The following is a 15,289-nucleotide window of genomic DNA, read 5'->3' as shown; positions in this document are numbered from 1 at the left end:
TTTAAATCACCCCTTCCTTTTTCAATTGTGTGAGTTGGTCATGAGAATAACCGAGCATCCTTACATACACTTCTTCATTGTGCTCTCCCAGCTTCGGTCCGACCCACTTCATTTGCCCTGGAGTGTCAGACAATTTTGGAACAATGCCGGGGAACAGGCACTCCGTCCCGTCCTCTAGTTTTACCGGCAATAACATGCCTCTCTCTTTATACTGAATATCATTCACAATATCTCGAATACTATAAATAGGTCCTGCCGGAACGGATGCTTCATCGAGGGCGTTTAGCACTTCTTCCAACGTGTGCTGTTTCGTCCATGCTTCTATTGCTTGATCAATCAACTCAGCATGTTCTGCTCTTCCTTGGTTGTTAGCGTATTGAGGATGATCAGCAAGGTCACGACGCCCAATTGTTTTCATGAGACGCTGGAATATATTATCGCTGTTTCCCCCGATAACAACATGCTTTCCGTCTTTGCATTCATACGTATTCGATGGCGCCACACCCGGGAGAGTGCTGCCCGTCCTCTCCCTTACAACACCGCTTAACACATACTCTGGCAATGCGCCTTCCAATAGACTGAACACTGATTCGTAAAGGGCGACATCAATCAGCTGACCTTTTCTTTCTTTATCTTCTTGTCTGACACGCAACGCCATTAACGTTCCGATCACGGCATACAACCCTGCAACGAGGTCTCCAATCGCGATTCCCACCCTTACCGGGGGACGGTCTGGATAACCCGTCAAATATCGCAATCCTCCTATCGCCTCAGCCACACTTCCAAATCCGGCCTTATCCCGGTAAGGTCCAGTTTGGCCATACCCGGATATCCTTGTCATAATGATAGACGGGTTTATTTTCTTTAACTCTTCATAACCCAACCCCCATTTTTCGAGCGTTCCCGGTTTAAAGTTTTCCAGCACGACATCAACTTTCGGGATGAGCTCTCTAATGATCTGTTGGCCTTCCGTTTTCCTTAAATTCACTGTAATCGATTTTTTATTTCTGGCTTGTACATACCACCAAATCGAAGAGTGGCCGTACATAATCCGCCAGCTTCTCAGCGGATCTCCCGATACCGGTTCTTCAACTTTAATCACTTCTGCGCCAAATTCAGCCATGATTTTCCCCGCAAACGGCGCCGCTACAAAATTCCCCATTTCCAATACTGTTATGCCTTCTAGAGGCAATGTCTTGGACACCCTTTTTTCACTTCCTCCCTTGGTAAATGCTTATATAATACTTGTAATCGCTTTCAATATGTTTTTCCATGCATTCCCTTGCTTTGTCTGCATCTCCTCTTTCAATGGCTTCGAATATTTGAATATGTTCTTGAATAGCTGATTTCATCCGCAACATATTTTGTTTTAAGATAGCAACTCTGTACAAACTGTTTATGCCGCGGATTTGTTCGATCATCCTAATTAAAAACGGATTTCGACTAGCTTCTACGATCCCCTCATGGAATTTTGTATTCATCTCGAGAATTTCTTTTAGCCCCAACGGTTGTGCATCTATGCCAATGAGCTGTCTCCTAAGATCTTCAATTTGGTTTTTCGTTATTCTCTGTGCAGCATAGTAGGCGGCAAGTGGTTCAAGCACCACCCTGCATTCATAAAGATACTGGAAGTTTTCAATATCAGGGCTGAATACCGCCACCCCTCCCCCCTTATTCACGGTGACAAGCCCCTCTTTTTCGAGCATGCGGATCGCTTCGCGAATAGGACTTCGGCTTACTTGAATTTGTTTCGCTATTTTTTCCTCTACGAGTCTTTCCCCTGGGGCAAATCCTCCTGTAATAATTTCCTCACGTAAATATTCATACACTTGCTTTTTCAACGTTTCTTTTTTCACTATTTGCTGTTTCAACGTTAACCACCTTCATTTTCGTCGACTGTATACAGGACATGCTCAATGTTGAGCCGATTGGCTCTGTTGTCATCATATTTATGAAACAAGGGAAAAAATTATGACATTGATTTTTATAACGAAAAAGACCATAACTCAGATATACTGCTTCATCCGACACATAAGTAAAACCGCCCATTGCTTCGAACTTCTGCTTAAAGGGGAGTCTGCCTTCTCCCTTGCTTATAGTTGCCTTCCCACCCATCATTTTCTATAATGAAAGTACATCACACGCCCGGGAGGTCGCCTATGTCGAAAGAAAGTTCGTTCGATATCGTATCGAAAGTCGATTTGGCGGAAGTGGCCAACGCCATCAACATCGCCATGAAAGAAATCAAGACGCGCTATGACTTCAAAGGAAGCAAAAGCGACATTTCGCTCGAGAAAGACGAGCTCGTTCTCATCTCTGACGACGAGTTTAAGCTTGAGCAGCTAAAAGACGTGCTCATCGGCAAGCTGATTAAGCGCGGGGTGGCGACGAAAAACATCCAATACGGCAAAATCGAACCGGCCGCAGGCGGCACGGTGCGCCAGCGCGCCAAGCTCGTCCAAGGGATCGACAAAGAAAATGCGAAAAAAATCAACACGATCATCAAAAACACCGGCTTGAAAGTGAAAAGCCAAGTGCAGGACGACCAAATCCGCGTCAGCGGCAAAAGCAAAGACGACTTGCAAAAAGTGATCGCCGCCATTCGCGAAGCCGATTTGCCGATTGACGTGCAGTTTGTGAACTACCGCTGAAACAGGCAGAAGCGCGCTGCCTGTTTTTTTCATCAATAGAAGGGTCATGTATAGGGAGGAAGCAAGTGTGTCTGATTGGGGGATGGTTGTTTCGTTTCTTCTCGGCTTTTCCCTTCAATGGGCGTCCAAAAAATTAGAAAGATGGAACGCAGCCTTATACGCCCGCCTATTCGCTGCATTGATTGGAGCGATTTGGGCATGGTATGGTTTTGTTCAAGGCGGATTGCTGCAGTCTGTTGCGATGTTCGGCGCGTTTTGGCTCAGTTACGGAGTCATCCCGCTGCCAAAACGAAACCGCATGCCAACATATGACATCATGGCCGAACTGCAATCGAAAAGGGCAAAAGAAATTCTTGTTCCGCGCGAAAAAAAGCGAGCGTTGCTTGACATCGGCTTCTCCGCCTTATTCATCGGCATCGCCATTCCTTATTTTTGGATTGGCTCTCCATCTCCCGTTGTGGAGCTGTTTCTCTTATACGGCTTTTTATCGATGGCGGCGGGACTTTTCAAACGGATGGCGCTTTTTCGTTCGCTCCGCCTGTTTTATGACCAACACGACCATGCGCTCTATCTCATCTCTTCCGTTGAGGTGAAGCGATATCCATTGGATCAGTGCGTTGACATCCAAATGCATACAGCCCCGGATATTTTGCAGCTATTCCATCTGTTTCACTTGTTCTCCCCTCATGCCGACTATACCGTCAACATAGGAAAAACGTAGAAACTGTCGTTTCCAGGGGAGCGAGTGTATCTCAATCCTGGATCGCTGGCATCAATGAACATTCTTCCAAAACCGTTGTCTTCACAGAAAGTGATTCGCATCCAGCCGTTTTATCATCCAAGCAATTGGAAGCGGCTGCTTGGAAAAGTGTATTTCTCCGCGGGCCGATGTATTGGCGCATTCATTCGCTCCGCACAACCGAAATCGGATGGAGCACTAAAAAACTTCGATTATGGTGGCGCGACTGTTGGCGCGAATCACTTCCTGATTTTGTGAAAGAGTGGCTGCATATATATATAGATGCAACAAAGAAGTTTAACATATCCTTGACAGAAAAGTGGTTTGCCCATTTTCGACTGTCGAAGGCAAGCGTGTGGCTTGCCTCCGTCACGCCTTAGCGTGACGGAAGACCGAACAACAACCTGGAAACAGCGTTGTTCGGTCACCCGACAGCCGGGTGCAATGACCGGCAAAAGCGATAAATGTTAAACAGACAACCATCATCAGACGCCAACCATTCTTCCGACCAGAACATCGGCAACAGTGATCACCAGCGCCGCTCCGACAATCGGCCTCACAAGGCGCATCGCCTCCCCTTCCCCGCCGGGGCGGCCGATGCAGAAGCAACCAGAGCAAAGCGGCTGAAGCGATCCTTAATCTATTATCGGTATTTCCGAATGACGGGCATCCAATAGGTGCTTCTTCACTGTACCGCCAAGATGGCGTTGTATTAAACAGGCCAGTTCCTCTAACGCTTGATGAAGCGCTTCATGCCTTGTGTCATCTATTGATTCCATGCAAAGAAAGGCGCGCTTCGTCTGTTCGGTGAGCATCGTCCGTTGGGCTTCCCGCCAATTCCAGCAGCGGCATATGACTCCCATGTCATCTTTATACACGATTTCCCCTTCATACGGTGGGTCGTTTTCCTCTCCTCCCAACGGGATGAATGGTTCATTGCCATCCGCCAGCGCCAGCCGGATGTCGCCGACAAATGTGTCGATATCCTCTCCACCACATGGAAGCCCGTAGCGCAATGAAATACAGTTATAGATATCCACAAGCGGGTTGATCGTTGGAATGTGATGGCCGTTTTTCACTCTTTTCAACAGCGCTTCAACCGAACAACGCGCCCCTTTTTTTGTTCTGAATCGTCGAAATGCCTCTCGCCAAACACTGATGACGGGGTTGCGGCTCAACTCTTCAAACTCTAGGAATTTCCGTGCCTCTTTCTCCGCCTCCCGCAGCATTTGTTCGTAAACACTGGCATTCTTGATGCTGTTGTCAATCCCTTGGGCAACGACCACACCGATTTTGGCATGGGGAAATATGGCCCAAACATCGTCTTCAACAACAAAACGTGTCATCATTCACTCCTCCATTTCCTTACGGTTTCGAAGGGTTCGCCAATGCGGAGAATAGTCCTAACAAGATATAACAACAGCCCGCCACCCGGTTCATCACCTTCACACTTCCTTTCTTGGCAGCCAGCCGTTTGCGGATGCCCGCGGCCAACATGGCATACAAGCTGTCATTCAGCAAGGCGAGAACAACAAATATCGCCCCCAAAAGCTACGCCGAGCACCGATACAACCCCTGCTTTCGTTCCTTGGCTCATGCTCCTAGCCATGATGTACAATACTGCCGGTCCGGGGACGATGAGCAGCGCCGTGGCTGCCACTATAAACACACCGATCGCCGCAAGATCCATCACATCTCACTCCTTCATTTTCTATTTCACTGCTGTTGCTTTTTCATCAGGAAAGCGATTTGCTTTTCGTTTTCAAATGGCATTTGCTCGAGCTGCTTGATGATCCGTTCTTGTCGGTGTGCAGGATGGTTTTGGCTCAACTTGGCTTTTCCTTCGATTCGTTTGATGATGATTTTGAAAGCTTGAATTCCTTTGTTCATGCCGGACAGCATCCTAGAATCGACCTCTGACAGCTGGTAACGGCTGCCCGGTGCTTCGTATTTTTCTACCATATCGTGCAGCGACTGCATGATTTCTTCTTCATCGTCGATCAACTCCACGTTCCCATACACATGGACGGCCACATAATTCCATGTTGGCACCGCCTGGTTCGTTTCATACCAAGAAGGAGAAATATAACAATGCGGACCGTGGAAAATCGCCAAGACCGTCTGATGTTGAATGTCGTTCCATTGCGGATTCGAACGGGCAAAATGGCCGTACAAACACGTTTTCTCCCGATTGAGCAACAGCGGCAAATGGGTGGCAAACAGCTCCCCTTGATGCATCGACACCAAGGTGGCAAAACTGTTCTCCTCGATCACCTCATAGACGACAGACATATCGTTGATGACAAAATGCTTCGGAATATACATCAGTCCTCTCCCCCCATCTTTTCAATTACAGCATTCCATTGTTCACAATGTATAATATAATCAAAACTGACATAAAAAAAGTGACAATAACAAAAAAATAAACATGTCAGGAGGATGAACATGAAGACGATCATTTTTGACTTGAAGGACGGCTCGCCTAAATACAAACAAATCTACGAAAAGTTAAAATCGATGATTGAACAAGGCGACATTCGAGCTAATGAGCCGCTTCCTTCCATTCGCCAACTCGCCGAATCATTAAATGTCAGCCGGAACACAACTTTAATGGCTTACGAACAGCTAGTAGCGGAAGGATATATTCGCGCGGAAAAACGAAAAGGGGATTTTGCCAATGAAGTGGAACCTCTTTTCATTCCAAAAGCCCGCATTTCTGCACGCCAATCGGCAAGGGAAGCAGCAACGTCCGTTGTTGTCGATTTTCGCGCCGATACCGTCGATGCCGATCATTTCCCCGTTAAAGCATGGAGAAGAATTTCCAATCAAGTATTGGCGGCCAAAGGATGTTTTCGCTATGGGGATCCGTTTGGGGAATTATGCTTGCGCAAACAAATCTCCATCTATCTTCTCGAATCCCGCGGGGTGATCACAGAGCCAAACGCCATCATCATTGGAAGCAGCACACAGCAAATGCTTCTCTCCCTTGGCCATATTCTAAAAGATGAGTTCAACAGCGTGATCGTCGAAGACCCTGGCTATGACGGCGCCAGAGAAGCGTTTTTGTTTCACCGCTTTCAGCTGGAAACGGTGCCTGTTTCCGAAACCGGCATCGATCTTTCGCCGCTCGAGAACAGGCGATCGCGGCTCATCTATGTCACCCCTTCGCATCAAAGCCCCATGGGAGTCAGCATGCCGATCCAGCAGCGGCACAGGCTCATTCAATGGGTGAACAACGTCGATGGCTATATTATCGAGGACGATTACGACAGCGAATTCCGTTACACGCAAAAGCCGTTTCCTGCTCTTTCCTCCATTGATTCGTCAAGAGTCATTTATCTGGGCAATTTCTCAAAATCGTTTCTGCCTGGGATTCGCTTAAGTTACATGGTGTTGCCGCCGTCGCTTTTGGACCGTTATCAGCAGCGGTTTCGCCTTTTCGAAAGCACTGCGTCCATCCTCAGCCAATTGGCGATGGCCAAATTTATGGAGGAGGGGGAATGGGGCCGCCATATTAAACGCATGCGCCTCGTGTATAGACGAAAAATGGAGCACTTAACATCACTGCTGCGAAAAGCATTTGGAGATATGATCTCCATTATTGGCGAACAGTCCGGTTTATACGTGTTAATCAAAGTTCAGTCGGATTGTACAGAAGAACAGTTGCTTCAGCGCGCCCTATCGTGTGGGGTAAAAGTGTATCCCACTTCGCGCTATTTTGTGAACCAACAGCCGGACCAACCCATGATCAAGATCGGTTTTAGCGGCTTGTCGCTCGAGGATATTGAGCTTGGAGTCCAACTGCTCAAAAAAGCGTGGTGTTGACGACGACTTCAAGGAAAACGACCCTCTTTTTACACAAGCTCCCGGAGTCCCTGTCTTGGCGTGTATTTTTGATCGGTTTCTAATGTCACGTTAATTTTAAATATTTACTTTTTTTCTTTTTTTGTATAATGCAATTAAATACAGGAAAAGAAAGGGTAGAAAAAAATGATCACCGTGCAAGACGTAAACAAAATCTATCCGCCAAACCGCCAAGTATTACATGATGTCTCTCTCGAACTGGTTGAAGGGGATCGGCTTATTCTGTTAGGGCCGAATGGAGCCGGAAAAACTACTTTAATAAGGTGCATCATCGGGCTTACCGCACCAGACAGCGGCAGCATCTATGTCAATGGAGTGGATGTTGTCCGCCATCCAGATGAAGCACGCGAGTCGATTGCGGTCGTATTTGAAGAAGCTGACAACTCCTATTCCTATTTAACTGTTTTGGAAAATCTCTTATACTTCGGCTTGCTGAACAAATGGAGTCGTGCTGAAGCAAAACGAAGAGCCGAACGAATGATGGCCGTGTTGAATCTAACCCCATACGCTGAGCGTCTTACCCAAACCCTTTCACGTGGGATGAAACAAAAACTGGCATTTGCGATCGCCTTAATGAAAGGAGCGCCGTTTTTGTTCCTTGATGAGCCGACTCTTGGCCTTGATGTGGAGTCGCAGCATCATATCCGCACCATGTTAACGGAAGAAAAACAATGGTGGAAAGCCGTTCTCATCACCACCCATGACATTCCTTTTGCCCACGCCGTTGGAAATAAGTTTGTCTTTATCCAAGACGGAAAAATCGTTTGGAGTGGCACAAAAGAACATTTTTCAACTCCAGCCGACCTTGAAACTCATTTTTTGGCCGCTGTTCGTTCCAACCTATCCGCCTAAGGAGGTGAGTCGGTTGTCCCCGCAAATTTTGAATGTCGTATGGGCTTCCTTTTTGAAAAAAAGGGCAGAGTATCGTCGGTATTGGTTCGATTTTACCGTTGGACTTATCATTAAATTTGTCTTTTTTCTCGGTACGCTGTACGCAAGCCCGATACAGACCGGAAAAGAAGCGACGGTCAAACTGTTCGGTTTCAGCCTTTGGTACTTAAGTGCTCATTTGATCTCGAAGCTCGGCAACACGGTGATCGAAGAAACGTATCTCGGCACCGCCGAGCAAGTGCTTTCCACCAAGACTGCTCCATGGAAAATTTTGATCGGCGTAGTGATCGCTGAAATCGCGTTATCGTCCATGTGGGTGACGCTCTTTTTCATTTGTGCGGCTTTGATGATCGGATTTTCCGAAATTCTCTCGGGAATCGCATCCATGATAACGGAGATCGTCATCTTTGGCGGCGTCAGCCTCATCGGGATGACGGGAATCGGCGTGTTCATTTTAGGGCTGTCCCTTCGCTTAAAGCAAGTGGGAGCCGTTACCGAGGTGCTGCTTTATTATTTATTGATCTTCTCAGGATTTTTTCTATCTTCGAATGTATTGCCGACAGCGTTTCATATTCTCAACTGCTTTTCTCCTCTTTCTTGGGCCGTGCAAGGAGTGAATGAAGGATGGCCCGTATTCTTTCCTGCTCTCGGTATCTCGCTATTATGGCTGGCCATGGGCTCATTGGTCTTGAAGCAACAATGGCATTGGGCGAGAAAAAATGGAAAAATCGGAAGCTACGTCTAAAAGAGTGGACGTTATCCCTCACCTTTTGCACCCTTTCGGCGAAAATCGAGAGGATGTTTTCGCGACCATGCCGAATGAATCCTCGGCACTCAGGGAAAGCAAAGGAGTTTTCATAACACGGACATCTTGCGCGAAGAGAGCTCTCTTTATTCCGACGCCGGCTGCGAACATCAGTTGATCAACACGGGCAAAGAAGCGTGCCGCTATGATCAGATTATTCACTCGCCTGCTTCGAAAACATGACCCATAGTCATGTCCGCCCAAGGCGTTGCTTTTTTTTTGCCGTCACATAGAAAGAAATCACCGCATCGACGGCGAATAAAAGAGATGGCATTTCTTTGACGGAGGTGTGTGAATGAACATCGGCCAAGAATATTTGCGAGTGGTGCGCGCGCGCTTTCTCGACATGAAAAAGACCGCCGAACGGGCTATGGACCAATGTTCGGAGGAACAGCTGTTCCATTGCTTTCATGAGGAGACAAACAGCATCGCCATCATTGTCAAACATATGAGCGGAAATATGGTGTCGCGCTGGACAGACTTTTTGTCATCGGATGGGGAAAAACCGGACCGAAACCGCGATGATGAGTTTATTAACGACTTCCATACGCGCAAAGAAGTCATGGATTGCTGGGAAAAGGGGTGGTCTGCTTTCTTTCAGACGCTGAACGAACTGCAAGAAACGGATTTGTTGCGGACGGTCACGATCCGCGGCGAACCCCATTCCGTCATCGAAGCCATTGAGCGGCAAATGTACCATTATTCGTATCATATCGGGCAAATCGTCTATATCGCGAAACAGCTGAACGCAAACAACTGGAAAACACTGACCATACCAAGAAATCGAAAAACAACATAGGCAACTCCTTACTCGAATCATCTTGCAAACGCCATCCACCCCTCGGAACCGTCAGCCGATAAAGGTGGATGGCTTCTTTTTGTTGCTTGTTGTTCCTTCCCAATCCTATCGCTTATCGGGATCACGGTCAGCGCCTTGAAAGTTTCACAATACCGACCAACAAACAAACCATCCCCGCTCCCCACGCCATCCCCGCCTTGCCAAGAAGGAGGGAGATTTCTTCGGATGCCTGCGCATGGGTAAGATCAAAGGAAATCGCCTTCAGCGCAAATGAAACAGCCAGAGACAGCAACAAGAAATGGGCCAATATCCACAGAAACACTCGCCCTTCTCGATTCCTTCGCCAAAGAAAAACGATTGTCACAACCGCGATCAACATCACAACCGAAAAGCCGCCGATGAGCATATCCATCACATTTTCTTCCATAGGCAAATGATTGGGCAACGTTCCCACCTCCTCTTTTTCATCATATCATGTCTTTCTATTCTTCTTCCCTGCGTCCGATCCCTTCTTGTATGTGAAGCCGCCCATGGGCTTCTTCGTTCCCGCGTGCTAGGGAAGCGGCGCAACCCTTTACGCAAACGACAAGCAGGCGCCCATCTCCCTATTACAGAGGGCGGCGCCTGCTCTGATTGTATAGATGCAATGTAAAGCTTTAACTTTACCGGTCATTGCATCCGATTGTCGAGTGACCGAACAACGCCGCTTAAAGACCCAGGAATGGGTCTGTGAAGCGAGTCGTTGTTCGGTCTTCCGTCACGCTAAAGCGTGACGGAGGCAAGCCTGTGGCTTGTGCCTTCGACAGTCAAAAATGCATAAGCCACTTTTTCGTCAAGGATATGTGAAACGATTTCGTTGCATCTATATGGTTACTTTTGCTGCATCTTAAACTCCAAAAACAGCTCGTTGTAGTAGGCGAGCATGTGTTTTCCTAAGTTTTCGTACACTTCGAGATGCCCTGCTGAATCCAAATCGGGGTAAAAGCGCCGATCGCCCGCGATGTCTTTTGGCAAATAGCGAAGCGCCTTTTTATTCGGCGTCGAATAGCCGACATACTCGGCGTTTTGCGCCGCGTGTTTCGGGTCGAGCATAAAGTTGATGAACGCGTGCGCTCCTTCGATGTTTTTCGCTGTTTTCGGAATGACCATGTTGTCAAACCATAAGTTGGAGCCTTCTTTCGGCACGACATAGTCGAGCTTGTCGTTTTCGGCAATGATTTCGGCCGCGTCGCCTGACCAGACGACGCCGATGGCCGCTTCCTCGTCGGCGAGAAGCAGCTTGATTTCATCGCCGACAATCGCCTTCACGTTCGGCATAAGCCGGTCGAGCTTCCGCTTCGCTTCTTGCAAATGGGCTTTGTTCGTGTCATTCAGCGAATAGCCGAGGCTGTTCAACGCCATCCCCATCACTTCCCGCGCCCCGTCGACAAGCAAAATTTGATTGCGCAAGCTTGGATCCCATAAGTCGTTCCAGCTCGTCATTCTTTTGCCGCCAAGCATCTCGCGGTTGTAGACGATGCCGACCGTTCCCCAAAAATACGGCACGGAATACCGGTTGTGCGGGTCAAACGGCAAGTTGAGAAACCGCGGTTCGATATATTGCAAATTGGGAAGCTTTCGGTGATCAAGCGGCAGAAGCAGCTTTTCCTCGATCATTTTGCTGATGGCGTAATCGGACGGAACGGCGACGTCAAACGTCGCCCCGCCTTGGGCGATTTTCGCCATCATCGCCTCGTTGGAATCGAACGTTTGGTAAATCACTTTCCACCCTGTCTCTTTTTCAAATTCGCGAATGAGCGCCGGGTCAATGTAATCGCCCCAGTTGTAGACCGTCACCGTTTTGCCTCCGCCGTACCCTTCCGCTTCGTTCAGCCGATGAGTGACAAACATCAGGACGAACGCGGCGATGAACACGGCCGCAAATCCTTGGACAAGCCGTCTCACCTACTTTCGCCCCCCTATCCCGTACATTCGGCCGCCTTTTTGGCTGAGCACGTAATAACCGATGACGAGCAGCATCGTAAACAAAAACAGAAGCGTCGACAGCGCATTGATCGATAAGGAAATGCCCTGGCGCGCCCGCGAATAAATTTCCACGGACAACGTCGAAAACCCATTTCCCGTGACAAAAAACGTCACGGCAAAGTCATCAAGCGAATACGTGAGCGCCATGAAAAAGCCCGCCCATATGCTCGGGGCCAAAAACGGCAGCACCACACCGGACAGCACTTGCCAATGACTGGCTCCTAAATCTCTAGCCGCATCAATCAGCGTCGGGCTCATTTCCTCGAGTTTCGGCAGCACCATCAACACGACAATCGGCACGCTAAAAGCGATATGGGACAACAGCACAGATGTAAACCCTAGTTGAATGCCAGCGATCGTAAACAACAGCAAAAACGAAGCGCCGATGATGACGTCTGGGCTGACGATCAGCACGTTGTTGAGAGCGAGAAGAGCGTTTTTCGTTCGCTGCCGCTTGACATAGTAAATGGCGAGCGCCCCGATGACCCCAAGTATCGTCGCAACCGCCGCCGACAGCAGCGCGACGACGATTGTATTCAAAACGATGATGAGCAAGCGGTCGTCGGACAGCACGTCGCGGTACCACTTGAGCGTGAACGATTGAAAATCGTGCATCGTCCCGCCGCTGTTGAACGAATAATACATCAAATACACAATCGGCGTATACATCACGGCAAACACGGCTAACAGGTACACACGTCCCCACCAATGCGTCCGTTTCATCGGCTTCCCTCTTTTCTTCCGCTTCCTGTCAGGATGACGATGACCGCCATCGCGATCATTAACACAACGGCGATCGTCGCCCCCATCCCCCAGTTTTGGGTGACAAGAAAATGCTGCTCAATGGCGGTGCCGAGCGTAATGACGCGGTTGCCAGCGACAAGGCGTGTAATCATAAACAGCGACAGCGCCGGGATGAATACCGCTTGGCAGCCGGCCTTCACTCCGCCAAGCGTGAGCGGAAAGACGACGCGGCGGAACGTCGTCCAAGCCGAAGCGCCCAAATCGCGGGCGGCATCGACAAGCGATGGCGGCAGCTCCTCCAGCGCGTTGAAAATCGGCAGCACCATAAACGGAATAAAAATGTACACCGACACAAAGACAAAACTGAAATCGGTGAACAACAGCTGCCGCGGCCCGACGCCCAGCGCTTTCAACAAAGCGTTGGCCAGCCCGTACGTGCCGAACAGCCCTAAAAACGCATACACCTTCAGCAGCAAATTCACCCACATCGGCAAAATAAGCAACAACAGCCATAGCTGCTTGTGCCGCGTCTTCGTCAGCCAATAGGCGGTCGGATAGCCGATGAGCAGCGACACAAGCGTGATTAAAAACGCATACCAAAACGAATACGCCATCATTTTCAAATAAATGGGCGTCCACACGGATTTGTAGTTGGACAACGTCCAATGGCCGTCAAGATCCAAAAACGATTCATACACCAAAAAGACAATCGGGGCCACGACAAACAGCACAAGCCAAATGCCATAAGGGATTAAATACCAGTTCCGCCACGCCCGTTCCGTCATGCGTCCTCATCCTCCTTTTCGAGTCGCATGACGTGAATCGCTTCCGGTTCAAAACGAAGGCCGACCGTTTCCCCGACTTCGGCCTTTTTCGTCGAATGGACAAGCCATTCGTTGCCGTTTTCGTCATAGCCGCAAATTTCATAATGGACACCGCGGAATAAGAGCGAATCGACGCGGATGACGATCTGCCCGTCTTCCGGCGCCGCGAGCTCCAAATCTTCCGGGCGGATGACGACATCGACCGGTTCGTTTGGCGCGAAGCCGCGGTCAACACACGCAAACTGTTTGCCGGCAAATTCGACGAGGAAATCGTCGATCATGCGCCCTGACAAAATGTTCGATTCGCCAATGAAATCGGCGACGAATCGATTGACAGGCTCGTCGTAAATGTCTTTCGGCGTCCCAAACTGCTGAATTTTTCCTTTATTCAGAACAAAAATGTAATCGGACATCGCCAATGCTTCTTCTTGATCATGCGTGACAAAAATAAACGTAATGCCCAATCGACGTTGGAGCTCACGCAATTCATACTGCATTTCCGTGCGCAGTTTCAAATCCAAGGCTGACAGCGGTTCATCCAAGAGCAGCACCTCAGGTTCATTGACAATCGCCCGGGCAATGGCGACGCGCTGACGCTGGCCGCCGGACATTTCTTGAATGCGGCGGCGCTCATAGCCGTCTAAGTTGACAAACCGAAGCGCTTCCCTCACTTTCTCGCGAATGTCGGTTTCTTTCATTTTTTTCACGCGCAAGCCAAATGCCACGTTTTCAAACACATCGAGGTGAGGGAACAACGCATAGTCTTGAAAAACAGTGTTGACTTGCCGTTTGTTCGGCGGGACGTTTTGAATCGGCTTTCCGTGGAAATAAATCGTTCCTTCCGTCGGCTCGATAAACCCGGCAATCAGCCGCAAAATCGTTGTCTTCCCACAACCTGACGGTCCAAGCAGCGTATAAAACTTCCCGCGCTCCATCGCAAAACTGACATCATCCAGTACGGCTGCGCCGTCGTATTCCTTCGTCACTCGCTCGAAGCGGATGATCTCTTCCCCGTTCACTTCCAGCCCCCCGTCTTCTTGATGTTCACTATTCCTAATTAGAACATAGGAGAGTGGAAAGTGCAACGGAAAAATCCTTGATCACACGTATGAAAACTGAATTTTTCCTGAAGATCCCGCCGTCATTTTTCTATTTTATCTTCATTGTTTGGACGTGTAAGCGAGATTATGCGGGAGCCAGGGAAGCGCTCTTGATGAACGTGAGAAGCAATGAGATAAGCATGTTGACGGTCGCCTTGAATCCACTCCGCCAACCGATCGCGACTTAGCCTATCAAGGGAATTGAACGGTTCATCCATCAAATACAATTCGACCGGGCGGGCTAAAGCAATCGCAATATGCAGTTTTTGTTTTGTTCCTAATGAATACTGATCCACCGGGAGCGGGAGCATCTCCTCCATTCCAAGCAGACTGCATAATTCGTTCGCTTTGCGGACGTACTGTTGATCCAGCTTCCATAAAAGCCGGAAACATTCGATATTTTCATAACCCGTCAATTTTGAAAACATGACAGTCTCGGATGTCACATAAGACAAATGAGCGCGCATGTCGGGAAGCTGAATCGGATTGCCTTTATAAAAGGCTTGATAATGCAGCTCTCCTTTATCGAGCAATCCCGAAATAATATGCAAAAGAGTCGTTTTCCCCACTCCATTGGGGCCGGTGAGAAGCACGGTCTCCCCTGAAAAAATGGAAAATGAGAATTGCTGAAAAATCGTGGCTCCCCCATCATAGCGATACGTCAAGTTTTGCAATGAAAATAACGGTTCCATCTATTTCTTCCCCTTTTCCTGCTTGGCTCTTCACCAAAAGTTGTACTTGATTTTTTCTGAACTCTATTTACGCTTGTAAGGGAAAATCAACAAATCAGTGATTTTTTCAAATCTTTGTGCAGGAAGCTGTATTGCTTGTCAAGTACATGTTGTGG

16 protein-coding genes and 1 pseudogene are annotated in these 15,289 nt (G+C 48.6%); 6 read left to right on the top strand and 11 right to left on the bottom strand.

Features of this window, described 5'->3' with window-relative positions; translation table 11 throughout:
- Position 1: 1 nt before the first annotated feature.
- Complete coding sequence (locus JCR24_RS05220) at positions 2 to 1,204, bottom strand: CaiB/BaiF CoA transferase family protein (RefSeq protein WP_015374094.1); 1,203 nt, start codon at positions 1,202 to 1,204, stop codon at positions 2 to 4.
- Positions 1,205 to 1,211: 7 nt separating this feature from the next.
- Positions 1,212 to 1,871 (bottom strand): GntR family transcriptional regulator, encoded by a 660-nt coding sequence (locus JCR24_RS05215; protein WP_015374093.1) that lies wholly within the window; start codon positions 1,869 to 1,871, stop codon positions 1,212 to 1,214.
- Positions 1,872 to 2,159: 288 nt separating this feature from the next.
- On the opposite strand from JCR24_RS05215, the gene JCR24_RS05210 reads away from it, so the two are divergent.
- Together JCR24_RS05210 and JCR24_RS05205 are read left to right on the top strand one after the other, a co-directional pair.
- Positions 2,160 to 2,651 carry a YajQ family cyclic di-GMP-binding protein gene (locus JCR24_RS05210; RefSeq protein ID WP_015374092.1) on the top strand — a complete coding sequence of 164 codons (492 nt, stop codon included), beginning with the start codon at positions 2,160 to 2,162 and terminating at the stop codon, positions 2,649 to 2,651.
- A 67-nt stretch (positions 2,652 to 2,718) separates the two neighbouring features.
- Entirely contained in the window at positions 2,719 to 3,372 is a 654-nt protein-coding gene (locus tag JCR24_RS05205) for a hypothetical protein (RefSeq protein ID WP_238980216.1), read from the top strand.
- Positions 3,373 to 4,025: 653 nt separating this feature from the next.
- Here the strand turns inward: JCR24_RS05205 and JCR24_RS05200 are convergent.
- The 3 genes and pseudogenes from JCR24_RS05200 to JCR24_RS05190 form a co-directional block, all read right to left on the bottom strand.
- Positions 4,026 to 4,736: a B3/B4 domain-containing protein gene (locus JCR24_RS05200; RefSeq protein ID WP_060787862.1), complete on the bottom strand. Its 711-nt coding sequence runs from the start codon at positions 4,734 to 4,736 to the stop codon at positions 4,026 to 4,028.
- 19 nt (positions 4,737 to 4,755) lie between these two features.
- A pseudogene (locus JCR24_RS05195) lies at positions 4,756 to 5,080 on the bottom strand (hypothetical protein).
- 26 nt (positions 5,081 to 5,106) lie between these two features.
- The gene (locus JCR24_RS05190) at positions 5,107 to 5,715 is read right to left on the bottom strand and encodes an FMN-binding negative transcriptional regulator (protein ID WP_238980215.1); all 609 of its coding nucleotides are present in this window, start codon (positions 5,713 to 5,715) and stop codon (positions 5,107 to 5,109) included.
- Positions 5,716 to 5,835: 120 nt separating this feature from the next.
- Here JCR24_RS05190 and pdxR point away from each other — a divergent pair, with 120 nt between their 5' ends.
- The 4 genes from pdxR (at position 5,836) to JCR24_RS05170 (ending at position 9,749) form a co-directional block, all read left to right on the top strand.
- Positions 5,836 to 7,215, top strand: coding sequence for a MocR-like pyridoxine biosynthesis transcription factor PdxR (gene pdxR, locus JCR24_RS05185; protein WP_238980214.1), 1,380 nt, complete (start codon positions 5,836 to 5,838; stop codon positions 7,213 to 7,215).
- A gap of 165 nt (positions 7,216 to 7,380) precedes the next feature.
- Positions 7,381 to 8,106 carry an ABC transporter ATP-binding protein gene (locus JCR24_RS05180; protein WP_238980213.1) on the top strand — a complete coding sequence of 242 codons (726 nt, stop codon included), beginning with the start codon at positions 7,381 to 7,383 and terminating at the stop codon, positions 8,104 to 8,106.
- A 4-nt stretch (positions 8,107 to 8,110) separates the two neighbouring features.
- Positions 8,111 to 8,890: an ABC transporter permease gene (locus tag JCR24_RS05175; protein WP_238980212.1), complete on the top strand. Its 780-nt coding sequence runs from the start codon at positions 8,111 to 8,113 to the stop codon at positions 8,888 to 8,890.
- Positions 8,891 to 9,245: 355 nt separating this feature from the next.
- A complete protein-coding gene (locus JCR24_RS05170) occupies positions 9,246 to 9,749 on the top strand; it encodes a DUF1572 domain-containing protein (RefSeq protein WP_081132280.1) in 504 nt (167 codons plus the stop codon).
- 127 nt (positions 9,750 to 9,876) lie between these two features.
- On the opposite strand, the gene JCR24_RS05165 is transcribed toward JCR24_RS05170, so the two are convergent.
- The 6 genes from JCR24_RS05165 to JCR24_RS05140 form a co-directional block, all read right to left on the bottom strand.
- Complete coding sequence (locus JCR24_RS05165) at positions 9,877 to 10,194, bottom strand: hypothetical protein (RefSeq protein WP_015374082.1); 318 nt, start codon at positions 10,192 to 10,194, stop codon at positions 9,877 to 9,879.
- Between the two features lie 425 nt (positions 10,195 to 10,619).
- Positions 10,620 to 11,693, bottom strand: a complete 1,074-nt coding sequence (locus JCR24_RS05160) for an ABC transporter substrate-binding protein (RefSeq protein ID WP_238980211.1) — start codon at positions 11,691 to 11,693, stop codon at positions 10,620 to 10,622.
- Entirely contained in the window at positions 11,694 to 12,497 is an 804-nt protein-coding gene (locus JCR24_RS05155; protein ID WP_238980210.1) for an ABC transporter permease, read from the bottom strand.
- Complete coding sequence (locus JCR24_RS05150) at positions 12,494 to 13,303, bottom strand: ABC transporter permease (protein WP_023633936.1); 810 nt, start codon at positions 13,301 to 13,303, stop codon at positions 12,494 to 12,496. The genes JCR24_RS05155 and JCR24_RS05150 overlap by 4 nt, the downstream gene beginning before the upstream one ends.
- A complete protein-coding gene (locus JCR24_RS05145) occupies positions 13,300 to 14,361 on the bottom strand; it encodes an ABC transporter ATP-binding protein (protein ID WP_238980209.1) in 1,062 nt (353 codons plus the stop codon). The genes JCR24_RS05150 and JCR24_RS05145 overlap by 4 nt, the downstream gene beginning before the upstream one ends.
- A gap of 122 nt (positions 14,362 to 14,483) precedes the next feature.
- Complete coding sequence (locus JCR24_RS05140) at positions 14,484 to 15,134, bottom strand: ABC transporter ATP-binding protein (protein ID WP_011230225.1); 651 nt, start codon at positions 15,132 to 15,134, stop codon at positions 14,484 to 14,486.
- Between the last annotated feature and the right edge of the window lie 155 nt (positions 15,135 to 15,289).

The organism is Geobacillus sp. YHL, assembly GCF_022341265.1.
Lineage (GTDB): Bacteria > Bacillota > Bacilli > Bacillales > Anoxybacillaceae > Geobacillus > Geobacillus thermoleovorans.
Note: the sequence above shows the minus strand (reverse complement) of the source record. Positions and strands in the feature narration are given on the sequence as shown.

Coding starts and splice junctions, on each gene's coding strand:
- JCR24_RS05170 (WP_081132280.1), top strand. CDS start 9,246: ATGAACATCGGCCAAGAATATTTGCGAGTGGTGCGCGCGCGCTTTCTC.
- JCR24_RS05210 (WP_015374092.1), top strand. CDS start 2,160: ATGTCGAAAGAAAGTTCGTTCGATATCGTATCGAAAGTCGATTTGGCG.
- JCR24_RS05200 (WP_060787862.1), bottom strand. CDS start 4,736: ATGACACGTTTTGTTGTTGAAGACGATGTTTGGGCCATATTTCCCCAT.
- pdxR (WP_238980214.1), top strand. CDS start 5,836: ATGAAGACGATCATTTTTGACTTGAAGGACGGCTCGCCTAAATACAAA.
- JCR24_RS05140 (WP_011230225.1), bottom strand. CDS start 15,134: ATGGAACCGTTATTTTCATTGCAAAACTTGACGTATCGCTATGATGGG.
- JCR24_RS05180 (WP_238980213.1), top strand. CDS start 7,381: ATGATCACCGTGCAAGACGTAAACAAAATCTATCCGCCAAACCGCCAA.
- JCR24_RS05190 (WP_238980215.1), bottom strand. CDS start 5,715: ATGTATATTCCGAAGCATTTTGTCATCAACGATATGTCTGTCGTCTAT.
- JCR24_RS05150 (WP_023633936.1), bottom strand. CDS start 13,303: ATGACGGAACGGGCGTGGCGGAACTGGTATTTAATCCCTTATGGCATT.
- JCR24_RS05155 (WP_238980210.1), bottom strand. CDS start 12,497: ATGAAACGGACGCATTGGTGGGGACGTGTGTACCTGTTAGCCGTGTTT.